At 61.1% G+C, this 15,925-nt stretch carries 9 protein-coding genes; 5 read left to right on the forward strand and 4 right to left on the reverse strand.

Going from position 1 to position 15,925, the window contains the following annotated elements:
- Window positions 1–1,172: 1,172 nt before the first annotated feature.
- Together FAZ98_RS24950 and FAZ98_RS24955 are read left to right on the forward strand one after the other, a co-directional pair.
- Window positions 1,173–2,381: an AAA family ATPase gene (locus FAZ98_RS24950; RefSeq protein WP_158955066.1), complete on the forward strand. Its 1,209-nt coding sequence runs from the start codon at window positions 1,173–1,175 to the stop codon at window positions 2,379–2,381.
- Window positions 2,378–3,373, forward strand: coding sequence for a ParB/RepB/Spo0J family partition protein (locus FAZ98_RS24955; RefSeq protein WP_199272447.1), 996 nt, complete (start codon window positions 2,378–2,380; stop codon window positions 3,371–3,373). The genes FAZ98_RS24950 and FAZ98_RS24955 overlap by 4 nt, the downstream gene beginning before the upstream one ends.
- 2,922 nt (window positions 3,374–6,295) lie before the next feature.
- On the opposite strand, the gene FAZ98_RS24960 is transcribed toward FAZ98_RS24955, so the two are convergent.
- Window positions 6,296–6,973, reverse strand: coding sequence for a TetR/AcrR family transcriptional regulator (locus FAZ98_RS24960; protein WP_233272917.1), 678 nt, complete (start codon window positions 6,971–6,973; stop codon window positions 6,296–6,298).
- Window positions 6,970–7,935 carry a LysR family transcriptional regulator gene (locus FAZ98_RS24965; RefSeq protein ID WP_158955070.1) on the reverse strand — a complete coding sequence of 322 codons (966 nt, stop codon included), beginning with the start codon at window positions 7,933–7,935 and terminating at the stop codon, window positions 6,970–6,972. The genes FAZ98_RS24960 and FAZ98_RS24965 overlap by 4 nt, the downstream gene beginning before the upstream one ends.
- Window positions 7,936–8,220: 285 nt before the next feature.
- On the opposite strand from FAZ98_RS24965, the gene FAZ98_RS24970 reads away from it, so the two are divergent.
- The 3 genes from FAZ98_RS24970 (at window position 8,221) to FAZ98_RS24980 (ending at window position 13,617) form a co-directional block, all read left to right on the forward strand.
- Complete coding sequence (locus FAZ98_RS24970) at window positions 8,221–9,477, forward strand: metallophosphoesterase family protein (RefSeq protein WP_158955072.1); 1,257 nt, start codon at window positions 8,221–8,223, stop codon at window positions 9,475–9,477.
- 3 nt (window positions 9,478–9,480) lie between these two features.
- Window positions 9,481–12,966, forward strand: a complete 3,486-nt coding sequence (locus FAZ98_RS24975; protein ID WP_158955074.1) for an ATP-binding protein — start codon at window positions 9,481–9,483, stop codon at window positions 12,964–12,966.
- Window positions 12,967–13,137: 171 nt separating this feature from the next.
- Window positions 13,138–13,617, forward strand: a complete 480-nt coding sequence (locus tag FAZ98_RS24980) for an H-NS histone family protein (protein ID WP_158955076.1) — start codon at window positions 13,138–13,140, stop codon at window positions 13,615–13,617.
- 75 nt (window positions 13,618–13,692) lie between these two features.
- Here FAZ98_RS24980 and FAZ98_RS24985 read toward each other — a convergent pair whose 3' ends face one another.
- Both FAZ98_RS24985 and FAZ98_RS36215 read right to left on the reverse strand, forming a co-directional pair.
- The gene (locus tag FAZ98_RS24985) at window positions 13,693–15,018 is read right to left on the reverse strand and encodes an MFS transporter (RefSeq protein ID WP_199272453.1); all 1,326 of its coding nucleotides are present in this window, start codon (window positions 15,016–15,018) and stop codon (window positions 13,693–13,695) included.
- Between the two features lie 341 nt (window positions 15,019–15,359).
- Window positions 15,360–15,884: a hypothetical protein gene (locus FAZ98_RS36215; protein ID WP_407672139.1), complete on the reverse strand. Its 525-nt coding sequence runs from the start codon at window positions 15,882–15,884 to the stop codon at window positions 15,360–15,362.
- Window positions 15,885–15,925: the final 41 nt, after the last annotated feature.

Genomic DNA, 15,925 nt, shown 5'->3' on the forward strand with positions numbered 1-15,925 from the left:
GCCTTTCCGAGCTAAGTGACTGAATCTAATGGAGTCAGCGTGCTCTGTTTGTTGGTTGGTAAGGTTTTTGTTTCTAAGTAAACAAACCAACCCCGCGACATTAGACGCTTTCGCTAAAAAATTACGCTGGATGTATCGCGAGACGGATGAGAAATTCGTGGCGGCCAATTCGCTTCAATGGCGGACAGCACGGGCTTTCCGGTGGGCGTAGCTTGGCTGAAATTGGGAGATTCTCGTCACTGGGTGGATGGCAGAGGTAGTGATTTGTGTGCGAGCCACCCACCAAAGGTCGCGTTTTTTGTGCGCGATGCACCAAAACGCCTTGTACCAGGGTCTTCCCTGGTCGGCGGTGATGAGTGCTCATTGGCTTCTGCGATACGAGACGGGACGACCGGTAACGGATTTTGTGCAGGCAGCAAACGATCACGATAGCAACGGTTTTTGTGCAAGCGCGGAAACGGTGGCGCACACGGTAACGGAATTTGTGCGGGAGAAAGTGACGGCGATTTTTCCGGCGTCTCGCTCGATGTCGGCGCAAAGGTAACGGTATTTGTGCCCGGAAAGCCGGACTGTGCGGACGTTCCCGTCCGGCGGTGCGTCTCGGTGGGCCTTGCGGCTCGATACCCGACTACGTGTGCCGTGGAAAGGTCACGTTTTTTGTGCGATCCCTGCCACGTGGGGCATCCGCAGCTCAACGCCCTTCTCGGAGGTAGCGGTTTTTGTGCAACTTTGCCGGCTTTTGAACTTTGCGATTTCCACACAAGCACAAAAAGCGTTGCCTTCCAGTTCCAAAACCACCCCGCGTTCACGGCGCAGATCTGGGTGAGATCGGGTGCTCGAGTTAATGCCGATGGCGACGATTCTCTCGCTACAAGCGGTCACTTGGTGCGGCAATGAGCGCGGGCGTACAGAAAGTGCTCCGCGAAAGCGAAACGTAAATACTCTTTTATTGGGATATTTGATTAAAATTTAGGCAATATCCCTGGGGCTTGATTAACGGCCGCAGGCGCCGTTGCAGCTCGACTTGAGGTAAAGGCCTTGCCTGGGCGTTAGCAGGCCCGTATAGACCGTTTAAAAAGGTCATTTTTTGAAATAGCGTTCTCAATTAGTGTGTTTCTAGACGCTTTTGCTGTATTCTACGCTTTATCCAAATTCTGATAAAAAGCGTATTAATGGCGAAGACTATCGAATTACCGTCGATCGATCGACGCGTGGACCTTTCCGCGATCACCGAGTTTGCCGAAGAGGCTGGCCGTCTGTCAGAAGAACTTCGGGAAATGATGCTGGCGCCGCGTCCGCGGAAAATGGCACCCACTTTCACGTCGGCGCAAGTCGCTGAGATGTGCGGCATCGACCGCATCAAACTGAATAACCTGCTCGCCACGCGCGAGGGCTTGCCGCAAGGCGTCGCGCAGGGTTCGGGCCGTAGCCGCGTCTTCACGTTGCCCGAAGCGCGCACCTGGGTGCAGCAAGTCTCCGATATCTATCAGACGCCGCTGCATACGGGCGTGCGTGATGCGGATGGCAAGGTCATTCTCGTCGCCAACTTCAAGGGCGGCTCGACCAAGACCACCACGACGATGTGTCTTGCGCAAGGGCTGACGCTGCGCGGGCGTAAGGTCTTGCTCATCGACCTCGATCCGCAAGCTTCGCTGACCGAGCTGTGCGGTCTCTATGCAGAAAAGGAAGTGACCGAGGATAGCACGGTGCTCCCCTTCATTTATGACCCACAAATGGAAGGTGGCCTGCTCAATTTCGTGCAGGAAACGTATTGGGATGGTCTCGACGTCATTCCGGCGCACCCCACGCTGTTCTCAGCGGAGTTTCATATTCCCGGTACGGTGATCAAAAATCCGGGCTTCAAGTTCTGGGACTTGCTGCGCCAGGGCGTGGAGGCGCTGCGTGCGCAATACGATTACATCATTCTCGACACCGCGCCTTCGCTCTCGTATCTGACCATCAATGCCTTGATGGCAGCGGACGCGATGGTCATGCCGCTCGTTCCCGAAAGCCTCGACTTCATCAGCTCGGTGTCGTTCTGGAGTCTTTTCTCGGATCTCGCACACACGATCATGGAGCGTGGCGACGAGAAGACCTACGACTTCGTATCGGTGCTGCTGTCGAAGGTGGACTACGGCAAGACCTCGTCGGCGCCTGTCGTGCGCTCGTGGGTGCAGCGCACCTATAAGGATTGGGTGAACGCGCTCGAAGTGCCGGCGAGTTCGGCAATGAGCAACGGCGCGCTTGCCATGGCGACGGTGTTCGACATCAGCAAGGGCGATCTCGCAGATAAGACGGTGGCGCGGGTGCGTCAGCCGCTGACTGATTACGTGCGCTGGATCGACGATCTCTACGTTGAGCAATGGAGGGCCGGCAAGTGAGCTCCTTTCGCGACAAGATGGCGGCCAAGACGGCCGAGTTGGGATCGTCTGCTGAGCGGCAACCCGCCGAGCGTCCGGCCGCGCCTGCTCCGGCCGAGCCGCGCCGCAGCAGCGCGTTCAAGACCGGGCCGGGCATGCTGGGCGCGCTTGCCGTTGCGCAGCAGCGCATCCAGGAACTGGAGAGCACGAGCGACAAACTGATGCTCCCGGTTAGCGCAATTCAGCCGAATCCCTGGCAGCCGCGCAAGGTGTTCAGCGACGAGGGGCTGGCTTCGCTCGCCGAGTCGATTCGCGAAGTGGGCCTGGTCGAGCCGGTTGTGGTGCGGCGCGCGGGTGAGGGTTATCAGCTGATCGCCGGTGAGCGTCGCTTGCGCGCCCATGCGCTCATCAAGGCGCAGGACATTCGCGCCTCGGTGATCGAGTGTTCCGACCAGGACATGGCGGTGCTCGCGCTGGTGGAAAACGTGGGCCGCGAAGATCTGACCGACTATGAGATCGGTCAGTCGCTGCGCCGCGCCGAGCACGAGTTCCCGACGCGTAAGCGTATGGCGGAAGCGCTAGGGATGTCGCGGAAAGGTCTATATCGTTTTCTGGCGTTTGAGAATTTGCCTGATTTCATCAAACGGGATCTGGATTTGAACCCGCGTTTGCTCGGTGGATCGGCCGCCGACGAGGTTGTCTCGGTGATCAAGAAGCATGGACATAGCGGTCTGGCTGCCGCGCGTGAACTGTGGCCGGCGGTGGTGGCGCGCACGCTGGATCAAGGGAAACTGGCTGCGGCGATTGGAGCGCACGTGAATCGGGCGCCGGTGGCGGAGAGTGTTTCTGAGCGCAGTATCGAGAAGATTTTTTCGGGGAAGAGCCACGCGGGGAGCATTACGAAGGACACCAATAGCTTCACGGTCAAACTGAAGACGGGCGTGCTCTCGGATGCGCAGGAGACCCAGATTCGCGAATTGATCAGCCAGCTGTTCAATGTGAAGCCTGGTTGAGTTCAAGAAAATAGATTGGTTGGATGTGATGAAGCCCGCGATTGCGGGCTTTTTTTCGTCCCTAGGGTTTGTGTGTCGAGTCGACACATGGGTGTATTTGTCGACCGGGGCGGCGCGGATGTTGGTGCGAGTTGGTTTGTGGCAAGCGCGGGCGAGGTTGGATCTGTTCGAACTGCCGGGTGTGTAACGATGGATCATCGGCAATCATCTTTTTGATGTGTCGACTCGACACACCAGCGCATGGGCTCTGCTCGGGTACGCGATTAGTCAGGAGCCTTGATCCTGCTGGTGCGGAACGAGATTCTTGCGTGTGCTGCTAGTCGCCGCTTGATCTAACTTATCCGCCTACGAAGTGGGATCGGCGCGTGATGTGTGTCGAGTCGACACATGGCTTACGTGGCTTTTAAGTAATAGAGATGGGTGATCGGGAATGCTCTCGGTGAGCAAGCCTCGCCTATGCGCGGGGCAGCGTGGGGCGTCCGAGATCAACGCGCGGATGCTTACGTGAACTGCTCGTGTCCAGTCACTGCTTCACGTGTCAGTTAAAGTGTGTCGAGTCGACACAAGCCGAAGGGGGAGAGATTAGCGTCATAGCAAACGTGAGGATTCGGAGGGTTTTGCGCATGATTTGCCATTGGCCGCTCCGCGATTCGATGGCAACCGATCATTAACGTTGTAACACCCCAAACCTCCGCCCTCCGATATGTGTCGAGTCGACACACGTCTAAACGCTCGGGATTCAGGCTCATAGAGTGCTTAGGTGAGCGCGAGCAGGCAATTCTAATCAGCCAGTTCTCTGTTGGCCAGCGACTGGCGAAGGGTGAAACGGGGTGCCCTCCAACCTGACCGCAATCGATCCGGTTTGGTTATTGACGAGTTGGGTTGTGCCAACGGTTTCCACACTGATGCAGAGCAATGTGTCGAGTCGACACACCTTGGCGTTCGCTGATTATTAGGCGCCCCGCGATCAGCAGATCGGAGCACCTCGTCTTCCTGCCTGTGCCGGTATTCGTCAATCTATGTTCACGTCGCTAGAGGAGCGGATTACTGCGCTGCCCACAGACCCAACTGCCGAGTCAAGGCAGGGCCGAGCGGAACCTGGCAGAGTGTCGAGTGGACTCATCGAGCGTCTGAGTAGCAAGGTGCGGCGCAATCGGCGGATCAGCGCGCCTCGCCCCCTCTCTTTATCTAGCGTTCGTCGCGGGCGCATGGTTGCGGCCGTTATGGAGCAAACTTCTGCGCTGGGACGCGACCAATCGGTGATACACGGCAATGAAGGGAAGGAACCGGAAGATGTGTCGAGTCGACACATCTTGAGCTTACGAGAAACACGGAGCGTCCCGCATCGTTGGATCTAAAGCCGTGCGTTCCTATTTGGAAAGGTAGCCGTCGACACTCTCGTCGCGATATGGGTAGCCCTAATCAGGGCGCTGAACGAACAGATCGGCGCTTCGCAGTCCATGAAGAGGTGAGCTTGCTGATGTGTCGACTCGACACACTTTGGGTGTGCGGGGGCGCTGCGCGACTTCATTAGCGATTAATCCGTCTCGCTTTCTCTATCAGTAACCGTCGTTTTCGGACCTATGGTTGCGGCGTTAGTCAAGCGAATGCTGCGCCAATCGAGCGATCAATTCGGTGACTGAAGTCCGTGGGGAAACTAACCTTGTGGTGTGTCGAGACGACACACCACTCGCTATGATGCCGCCATCGGAGTCGATGATGTTTCGTCTCGCCTCGCCTCGAAGCCCAACCGTTGCGCTGTCGATTCTTACGAGGGTCTTCAGGGCTGATTCAATCTTGTCTTGACCGGGAGTGACGAGAGCAATCCTTTGCTATGACCCAACCCGCGATTCGAGTCATCGCAATCCCCTGCGTCGTCTACCTCTAACGCCGCCTGCCTTTGCAATGAATCCCGGAAAATCGAGATGCTGCGCATATCAACGCGGCCTCGGTGGATTTTCGGCGACGAACGAAAGCGGGTTCAACGTGAGGACTCGCTGATCTCGATACATCACGACAATCAGCGGTTCCGGCGCTCATCGTGCGCATTGCTCAACACCGTTTCAGCCCGGCCGCATTCACGCGCTCATCCGGCAAAATTGCGATGAGCAAGTCGATGGCACACCCGGCAAACGGATACCGCAGCGGTCCAAGAAGGAATCGCGCTATTCAATTGCAAGTCGAATGGCACCACGCTGGGCGAACCACAAGCGCGCTGAACTCGGCTAACCGTATGTACTTGGTATAGAGACAAAGGGAAAGACCCATGCTCGATAGACGCCCCGCGTCAGGCATATCACAAACGACGAGACATCATGGCGACACCACCGGGGGCATAACTCTCGCAACATATCGAGCTATCAAGCAGCGGGCTTACGTCGTGTTCAAAGCCGTCGACACTCGCGGATAGAGGAAACGGCATTGCGAAGCGCAACGTAGCCGTACGGAGTAGGGCGCATCCAGCATCATGATCGCCAACGCCCGTCACTTCCATTAATGCAACTAACTGACTTTAACGGCCGACTGTGCCGAAATCGACAACGCAACCTGCGCCCACCTCACCCGCCCGCTCATCACTATGGCTCGCGCGCCGATGCACGCCGCGGGGCGCATCTTTTATCTCATGAAAGAGAGCAGAACCCAGGCACCTTTTTGCTGATAAACGCATATTCCTCGCGTGAAACTCGTGAAACAAAATACAAGGCTGTAAAAATATGAGAAATTCCCTTATCTGTCAGTCACTTATCTGAGAAAACAACCACGTTTCGAGGAAATGTTTCACGTCGATGTGCCGCGTCAGACCCCGAAACGTGCCTAATACCGCCGGAAATCGCGTCAGTCCAACCCGAAAAACCAAATCGTATAAAACACTACGTGTTTTGTAGTGTGTGAAGCCGCGCGAAAAACCCGTGCCAAACCGGCCTAACCCAACATCCCCAGCGCCGTCTCCAGCACCACGCGCTTGTATTTCCGCTCCTGTTCCGGCAGCGTCGAAAACACGCGCATCAAATGTCCATACGCAACGGTCTTGCTGATCCCATTGAGCAGCATGAAGAACAGCACCTCCGCATCCACCACCTTCAGCGCTTTCTGCTTCCCGGCATCGGCCAGCAGTGGCACGAGCACATCGTGATACGGCCGCACCATTCGCGCGACGAGCAGATCGAGGCGAGCGCCTTCCTCCGTCGCGGCGGTCGCGAAGAACAAACCGATGTCGGGTTCGCTGAACACCTTGTCGATATAAATCGCGATCGCGCGCTCGACGCGTTCGCGCGTTCCGAACGGCGAGGTACGCAACGCGTCGGTCGCGGCGATCATTGGCGCGGCGTGTTCGGCGATCTGCACGACCACGGCTTCCCACAGCGCGTCCTTCGAGCCGAAATGATGCGCGAGCAGCGCGGCATCGACGCCCGAGACGCGCGCGATTTCCCGCACGCTCGTCGCTTCGTAGCCGTGCTTGGCGAAGGTCTTGCGCGCATTGCGCAGCAGGGTTTCGCGATCGACCGACGCGCCCTGGGCCGGACGCCCTCGCGCACGCTTGACGGCCGGCAAGGCGTGAGCCGCCGCCGGCGCCTTCATGCGAGCCAGCGCGCGGCTCATTCGACGCAAGCCATTGCACGATCGCGACGCGCCTGCGCCGCATCGAGTGCCTGTTCGTATTCGGCAATCTTCTGCGGGACCGCTTCGCGCAGGAATTCGACGAGCGTCTTGATCTTCGCGTCCAGATATTGTCGCGACGCGTAAAGCGCGAACACGTTGTAAGGCAGCGTGCGCACATCGGGCAGAACCACCACGAGACTGCCGTCGCGAATGCCTTGCACAGCCGTGGGAATCGGCAACATGCCGATACCCATGCCCGCCTGGACCGCCTGGGCGAGCGCCTCGGCGATATTGACCGTGAGCGGCGCCGCCTTCGGTACGCGAAACGATTCGGCATCCTCATCATCGAACAACCATTGCGCAGCCGGCATATCCTGCAGATTGAGCTGCAAGCCGGTGTGCTGCTCGAGATCGGCGAGCGTGCGCGGTTCGCCGCGTTGTGCGAGATAGCGCGGCGAGGCGCACAGCACCGAACGCGTATGGCCGATGCGCTGCGAAACGAGCGACGAATCCTTGAGGCTCTGCGCGACCACGATCGCTACGTCGAACTTTTCCTCGAGCAAATCGGGCGTGCGTTGCGACAGCACGAGATCGACCGACACATCTTCGAACTGCGACGTGTACTGCGCAAGCAGCGGCATGAGGTAGTGCTGACCGAAGCTCGCGGTGGCATGAATGCGCAAGCGGCCGGCAGGGGCCGCGCTCGCGCCTTTCGCTTCCGCATCGGCGAAATCGACCTGGTTCAGGATGCGTTCGCAATGCACGAGATAACGCTGCCCGGCGTCCGTCAACGAAATTTGTCGCGTGGTGCGATTGAAGAGCCGCGTTTGCAGATTCGACTCGAGATCCTGAATCGCGCGCGACACGGCCGCCGTGCTCAGCGACGCGCGCGTGGCGGCTTTGGCGAAGCCGCCGGCGCGTGCGACCCTTACAAACATCTTCATGCTGGCCAGCTTGTCCATCTGATTCTTTTCGCTGAAGGCAATGCGCCGCGTCTGGCCGTGATTGCGCGCGGGAGAAAGGCGTACTGCGGGTGAGGCGCGAGCGTGCGCCGGGGACATGTCGCTATTTATTCAACGAGCGATGAATAATTCTACTGTGCGGGTTAGCCCTATGTCAAAGCGCTTAGGCGCGGACCTCGCCATGCTCGCGTCGATTAAAATTGGCCGCGCAATCGCCTCCGCGATATCCGCGGCACCCGCGATATCCCATCGCGCCGCATCAGCTATCTATATAGAGGACAGGTCGTGAAGTTCATCCACGCCGCAGACATTCACCTCGACAGCCCGCTCCACGGTTTGAGCGCCTACGCCGACGCGCCCGCCGCGCAATTGCGCAACGCCACGCGCGAAGCGCTGCGCCTGCTTGTCGATCGCGCACTCGAAGAAGAGGTCGCGTTCGTCGTGATCGCCGGCGATCTTTACGACGGCGACTGGAAAGACCACAACACCGGCATTTTCTTCGGCCAGCAAATGGGGCGCTTGCGCAAGGCGGGCATACGCGTGTTCGCGTTGTGGGGCAATCACGACGCCGAAAGCGAAATGACGAAGAAACTCACGCTGCCCGACAACGTGATCGTGTTCAATCATCGCAAGCCGGAGACGCATCGCCTCGACGAATTCAACGTGGCGCTGCATGGGCAAAGCTTTCGCGACAAAGCGGTGACCGACAATCTCGCCGTGAATTATCCGCCGCCCGTGCCCGGCTATTACAACATCGGCGTGCTGCATACGGCGCTCGAAGGCTACACCGCGCATGCCACTTACGCGCCGTGCACGCGCGCGGAATTGCACGCGAAGGGTTACGACTACTGGGCGCTCGGTCACGTGCACGAGTTTCAGCAGTGGTCCGGGCCATCCACCATCGTGTTTCCCGGCAATCTGCAAGGAAGGCACATCCGCGAGACGGGCCGGCGCGGCGCTGTGCTCGTGAGCGTCGATGGCGCACGCACCGAGGTCGAGCGACTGTACCTGGACGTGTTGCGCTGGGAAGCGGTGCGTGTGGATGCGAGCGATTGTCTGAGCATCGCCGATCTCTCGCGCAAGATCGGTGCGGCGCTCGAAGCGTTGTTGAGTGTGGATGCGCACGTGCCGCGCGCGGTACGCGTGACCGTGACGGGCAAGACGCCCGCGCATGGACTCTTCTTCGGCCGCGCCACGCAATTGCGCGCGGAGGTGCTGAATCAGATCGGCATCATCGGCAACGACAAATTGTGGCTCGAAAAGGTCAAGGTGGAAACCGAAACCGCCGCAGCCGATCCCAGCGCCGCGCACCACGAGCCGCTCGAAGCGCTCGCCGACCTGAAGCAGATCCTCGAAGCCGCCGCGCAAGACCCGGAATTTCTCGCGCTGCTCGAACGCGACCTGCGGCCCTTCGTCGGCAAGGTGCGCAGCGAAGTGAAGGAAGAGGCGCGGCTGCTCGATTTCGCACGCGAAGCGAAACTCGCCGCGCTCGTCGAGCAAGTCGGTCCCGCGCTGCTGGCGCGTCTTTCCACGGGAGAATGAGCGGTGCGTTTGAAGCAACTCGATCTGATCAAATACGGCAAGTTCACGGATTCGACTTTGTCGTTCCCGCGCGCCTCGTTCGACTTTCACGTGATCGTGGGGCCGAACGAGGCGGGCAAGTCCACGGTCCGCACCGCCGTTTCCGAATTGCTGTTCGGCATGCGTCTGCAAACGCCGCTCGACTTCCTGCACGGCACGCCCGAATTGCGTCTTGGCGGGGTGCTCGAAAACGGCGGCGAGACGCACGCGTTTCATCGCGCGCGCGGCCGCAATTCGCTGCGCTCGCCGCTCGACGACAAACTGCCCGATGACTTTCTCGCGGCGCTGCTCGATGGCGCGAGCAAGGAGTTTTTCGAGCAGATGTTCGGGCTCGATCACGCGCGTCTCGTCGAAGGCGGCCGCAGCATTCTCGATGCGTCCGACAAGCTCGGCCAGGTGCTGTTCGAATCGGCCGCGGGTGTTGGCAGTCTCGGGCCCGTGCGCGAAGAACTCGAAGCGCGCGCGACTGAACTCTGGGCGCCGCGCCGCAACAGCAGTGCGTATGCCCAGGCCGAAGCGGCCTTCGCGCAGGCATCGGCGGAATTGAAGGCCGCGCAGGTGCGCACGCGCGATTGGGTCGAGAAGAAAGACGCGCTCGATAGCGTCGATCAGGCTATCGCCGATCTTCGCACCGAACAGCGCGCGCTCGAAGGCCAGCGCGCGAAACTCGAACGCGTGCGTCGCCTCGCGCCCTATCTCGCGGAACTCGCCCGCAAACGCGACGCGTTGGCCGAGCTGGGCGAAGTCGTCGAATTGCCGCCTGGCGCGTATGCCGATCTCGCGAAGGCGCAGGGCGACATTGCCGCCGAGCGCAAATTGCACGAAGCGCGCGAAGCCGAAGTGCGCGACAAGGAAGCCGCGCGCGACGCGTTCACCCCCGACGCGCCGGCGCTCGCACTGGCCGCCGAAATCGACGCGCTCGACGCGCTGCGCGGCGCCTGCGCGAATCATCCGCGCGAATTGCTCAAATGCGAAACGGAGATCGAAACGCATCGGGACGCCGCGTTCACCGCCGCCGCGCAACTCGGTTGGCCCGGCGACGAAGCCGCGCTGCTCGCCGCGTTGCCGGGCGCGTTGGCGCTGAAGACGGTGACCAACGTGTTGCGCGACCATGGCGTGCGCGAGCAGGCGCTTGAAACCGCACGCGATGCGTGCGACGAGCAGGCGCGCAAGCTCGCGCAACTGCAGGCGCAACTCGCGAATCTGCGAGCCGTGGAGGTATCGCATGCGTTGCGCGCGGCGCTCGAGACCGCGCGCGATTTCCGTCATCACGCGGCCGAAGACAGCGCGCTAGAACGCGAGATCGCGCAGGTGCAACGCACGCTCGACCAGAAGCTCGACGCGTTGGGGCAGTGGCGCATGAGCATCATGGTATTGCGCGCGCTCGACGTGCCTTCGGCTGCGCGCCTTGCCGCGTTGCAAAAGGAAGAAAGCGAACGCGCGAGCGCGCTGGCCAATGCGCGCGAAGCCGCCGAATCGGCGGACGCCGAAGCGCAACAGCTCGCGTTGCAGGAGCGGCATTTCACGGAGGGCAACAAGGTCGTCACGAACGCCGAGGTGCAGCAGGCGCGCACGCGCCGCAACGAGGCGTGGGATGCCGTGAAAAGCGCGCGTGTCGTGCTCGCGGAGGGCGCGCCTATCGTCGACGATGCCATGCGTCTTGCCGATGAACTCGTCGACGCGCAACTCGGCACGTCGCAGGCCGCGGCGGCGTTGCAGAACCTGCGTCAACAACTGGAAATCGCGCGAACGAATGCCGAACGTAAGCACACCGTAGCAACGGATCGCGCACGGGAATTCGAAGCGTTTCAAGCAACGTGGCAACACATTGCCGAACGCGCGAAGGTGCCGGGCATGCCGCTCGCCGACATGAGCGCGTGGCTCGCGCATCGCGAAGCCGCGCTTGCCGCGCACGCCGAATGCGAGCGGCGCGAAGCGGCCTATGCCCAAAGCCGTGCCGCACGCGAAGCCGCGCATGCGGCGCTCGTGGACGCGTTGGCGAACGTGCCCGGCATCGATCGCGCCGACGCGCTGCCGACACTCGTCAACGCCACCGACACTTACGTGCAGGCGGCGCAGAAGAACGCGGGGCAACGCGAAAGTCTCGAAGCGCAATGGCGTGACGCCGAGCGCGAACACGAAGGCGCGCAAACCAGGCGCCATGCCGCGCAAAGCGCGTATGAGGCCTGGCAAGCGCAGTGGCGCGAAGCGCTGGCGCAAGCGAATCTCGACGCGCGCGCGGCCACGCTCGCAGCGGCGGAAGGCGCGGTCGACCTCGCGAATGCCGTGGCCGCCGCCTTCGCCGAAGCCCAGGCGCCGCGCCATCGGGTTCGTGCGATCCGCGCGGAAATGGCGGGCTTCGACGCCGAAGCGCGCCGGCTCGCTCAACAACTGGCGCCCGAACTCGTCGCGAACGACCTGTTCGTGTCGAACGACGCATTCGACATTGCGCGCACGCTCGCCGCGCGGCTCGCGCACGCGCGCGATACGGCGCGCTCGCTCGCGCAGGCCGAGGCCGAATTGCAGCGCGCCCGCACGCGTGCCGCCGACGCGGCTACGTCCATCGCCAGCGCGCAGGCCCGCATCGAACCTATTCTCGATCTCGCGGGCGCGAATACGATCGAGGCGGCGCTGCCACTGGCCGAGCGCTCGAACGCGCGGCGAGCGCTGGTCGACGCAATCGCGGCCGCGCAGGACGCGCTCGTGCGCGACGGCGACGGCCTCACGCAAGACGCCATTGCCGCCGAGATCGCGCAGCAAGCTATTGCCGAGGTACCGGCCTTGCTCGAAGCGTTGAAGCAGCAACTCGACGCCCTCGGCACGAAACTGAGCACGAATCTGCAGGCGCAAGTCACCGCTTCGCAAGCGTTCGAGGCGATCAACGGTCAGGCGAACGCGGCGCTCGCCGAAGCAAAGCGTCAGGAAGCCCTGAGCGCGATGACCGACGCGGCCGAGGAATATATCGAGGCCGCCACGGCGTCGCGCCTGCTCAAATGGGCAACCGACCGCTATCGCGACCAGAAACAAGGCCCGATGCTGCGACGCGCGGGCGAGATATTCAGCGGGCTCACGCTCGGTGAATTCACGCGGCTCGTGGTGGACAACGAACGCACGCCGCCCGCGTTGCACGCGCGCCGCCATAGCGGCAAACCGGTGGAAGTGACTGGCATGAGCGAAGGCACGCGCGATCAGCTATTTCTCGCGTTGCGCATTGCGGCACTCGAATTGCAACTGGCGAGCAAAGCGGCATTGCCATTCGTCGCCGACGATCTCTTTATCAATTTCGACGACGGCCGCTCGAAAGCGGGATTCGCGGCATTGCGCGAACTTTCCGCGAAAACCCAAGTGTTGTTTCTCACGCACCACGACCATCTTTTGCCGTTGATTCGCGATGTTTTCGGTGCTCGGGTCAATGTCGTGGAGTTGCAGCGCACCGCATTGACGGCCTGATTTGTCGCGTGATTTGTCGCGAAACGGACGCATCGAATTTGCAATATCGGGAAACTTGACATCATAATAAAAGTGCCTTTTGCGACTCACCCCGATATTGCGTTCGATTTGCATTGGTCGAATGGGAATATTGAAGGGTGCCCGTAAAAAAACGTGAGTAAGGAGGTTTGAATGGTCACCCTGGATGCAATCCAATTGAAGATTTCGAAACTGCAAAAGCAGGCCGAATCGCTCGTCCAACAACGGACCTCGAGCGGCCTCACGAAGATTCGCGATCTGATGGCGAAGCACGGTTTGAGCGTGGCCGATATCGAGCAATTCATTGGCAAGCGGCGTGGCCGCAAGCCTGCCGCAGGCGCCAAAAGCGCGACGAAAACCGCGGTAAAACGCACCGTTGCGCCGAAATATGCCGATCCGAAAACCGGTGCCACGTGGACGGGCCGTGGCCTCGCGCCCGTATGGATTCGCGACGTGAAGAACCGCTCGAAGTTCCTGATCGACGGCAGCGCGGCGAACGGCGCGGCCAAACCGGCGGCCCGCAAGACCGCGGCGAAGAAAACCGCCAAAACGGCCGCACGTCCCGCGGCGAAAAAGACCGCAATTAAGCGAACGCTTGCGAAGAAAGCCGCGCGTAAAGCCGCCGCGCACTAGATTCATGCGCAATGGCGCATAAAAAAGGCCGCCCGGTTACCCTGCCGGGCGGCCTTTTTGTTGGCGTTCGCGGCTTCAGTGACTGATCGTTTCGAGCGCGAGCCCGCGCGTGACGGGTCCCAGCACGATCATCACGATCCCCACCAGCATCGAGGCGCCGATGAATACCGCAACGCCTGGCACTCCGTAGTGATGCAACAGGATGCCGATGGCGAGGCCGGCGAAGGCGGCCGCAATGCGGCTCCACGAATACACGAAACCTACGGCGCGGGCCCGCACGCGCGTGGGATAGAGTTCGGCCTGATAGCCGTGATACGCATACGACATCACATTGGAGGCCAGCGTGAACATTACGCCCAGCACGATGAGCAGCCACGGCTGCGAAGCCTGCGCAAAGAGCGTGATGACAACGCCCATCGTCAGCAAGCCGCCAATAATCTGCGTCTTGCGCTCGAGTTTGTCGGCGAACCACACGCCAATGAGCGGCCCGAACGGATTGGCAATGGCGATCACGAACGCGTAGGCAAGGCTTTGCGTGACGTGCACGCCGCGCTCGATCAGCAAGGTCGGTACCCACGCGGCGAAGCCGTAAAAGCCGATGACCTGCGCCATATTGAAGATCGACAGAATGACCGTGCGCCGCAGATACGGTGCGCGCAACACTTCGCCGAGCGAACCGCGGCCCGCTTTTTCGACCACGATCGGCCCGGGGGGCGGCAAGGCGACGCCTGTCTCGGCCGTCACGCGGCGTTCGATATCGGCGACGATCTGCTCGGCTTCTTCCTCGCGACCGTTGCGCGCGAGCCAGCGCGGGCTTTCGGGAATGCGGCGGCGCAGGAACCACACGGCGACGGCACCCACGGAGCCGATCAGAATCACGATGCGCCAATAGTCGAGCCCGAGCGGCTGCGTGTCTTTGAGGATATAGGCGAGAAACGCCACCACGGGCACGACGCTGAAGGTGATGAATTGATTGACTGCGTAGGCGCGGCCACGCTCGGCGCTGGGAATGAGTTCGGAAATATATGTGTCGATGGTGACGAGTTCGATACCAATGCCGATACCCGCAATGAAGCGCCAGATATTGAGTGCGAGTCCCGTGGTTTGAAACGCCATGATGGCGGTGCACACCACGTACCAGATCAGTGACCACGTGAAAATCATGCGGCGGCCGAAGCGGTCGGCGACCTGGCCGAACACGAGCGCGCCCAGCCATAATCCCGCGAACGTCGAGAACACGAACGTGCCGAAGCCCGCGACCTTGAGCGGCCCGAGCGCGGAAAAGAAACCCAGCGAAGCAGGGGTGAACAAACCCGAATGCACCATGCCGGGCGCGACATAGCCCGTGAAAAACAGGTCGTAGAATTCGAATATGCCGCCGAGTGAAAGCAGAATCACCATCGTCCAGACCGTGCGTGAAGGCGGCAGCCGATCGAAACGCGCGGCGATTTCCGCCGATTTTTCCATGGACATCGCGAGCCTCATTACAGTTTGAAAGCGCGAGAAACGTGGCCGATTGGAAAAACGCGGGCCATGTCGCCAGCTTATTGATGGTGTGACACGGAGGCACCTGGTTGAAACCCACACGGGCGCCGAACACGACGCCGTGAGCGCGATGCGGCGACTGAAAATGCGAGTGAGTTTTTTTCTCGCCGGGAGCCGACGAATCAGCGATTAGGCAAATCAGCGAAACGGCCAATCGGCGAATCGACACACGTCCCGCCGATCGCAGTGAGTTCGCGCTATTGCGGTTGCGCCGTCAACGTACGCAATTGCTCGACCAATTTCATGGCGGGGCTCGGCAGAATGCCGTAACGCCGCCGGAACGCGGTGAGCGTGCGCCGGCCTTCCACGCCCGGCAACGCCGTTTTCGCCCGCACGTAAGGCGCCAGCGAACTCCGGCCGAACTGCGCGCGAGCCCACGCCGGCGGGTTGCGCAACCACGCGAGTTCGTCGCGCATCAAGGCGGCCGCGTGCGACGGCGTCGCCACCATGACAGCCGCTTCCCACGCGTCGCAGGTCAGCACTTCGCCGCCCGCGTGAATCACGTCGATCTCGCGGCCGCTTGTGGCCGCGGCGATCTGCGGCCAGGTTCGTGTGGCGAAGCCGCCTTCGGCGCGCAGGTCGCTTGCCGCGAGTCCGGCGAACAGCAGTTCGCGGTGCGGCAGTTCACGCGTGACCATCTGCGCGACGACCCGCGCGATCAGCAGGTCGCCGAAGTTGTGACGGTCGAAAGCACCAAAGACGACGACGGGCGGTTGTGGCATGGCGGGTCCAAGGTTCGCGCGAGCGTAAGTGTAAGCGCTCA

The organism is Paraburkholderia acidisoli, assembly GCF_009789675.1.
Lineage (GTDB): Bacteria > Pseudomonadota > Gammaproteobacteria > Burkholderiales > Burkholderiaceae > Paraburkholderia > Paraburkholderia acidisoli.

Bases quoted from the DNA above. Each gene is read 5' to 3' on its own strand.
- FAZ98_RS24950 (WP_158955066.1), top strand. From the start codon at position 1,173: ATGGCGAAGACTATCGAATTACCGTCGATCGATCGACGCGTGGACCTT.
- FAZ98_RS24960 (WP_233272917.1), bottom strand. From the start codon at position 6,973: ATGAGCCGCGCGCTGGCTCGCATGAAGGCGCCGGCGGCGGCTCACGCC.
- FAZ98_RS24965 (WP_158955070.1), bottom strand. From the start codon at position 7,935: ATGGACAAGCTGGCCAGCATGAAGATGTTTGTAAGGGTCGCACGCGCC.
- FAZ98_RS24980 (WP_158955076.1), top strand. From the start codon at position 13,138: ATGGTCACCCTGGATGCAATCCAATTGAAGATTTCGAAACTGCAAAAG.
- FAZ98_RS24985 (WP_199272453.1), bottom strand. From the start codon at position 15,018: ATGGTGATTCTGCTTTCACTCGGCGGCATATTCGAATTCTACGACCTG.
- FAZ98_RS36215 (WP_407672139.1), bottom strand. From the start codon at position 15,884: ATGCCACAACCGCCCGTCGTCGTCTTTGGTGCTTTCGACCGTCACAAC.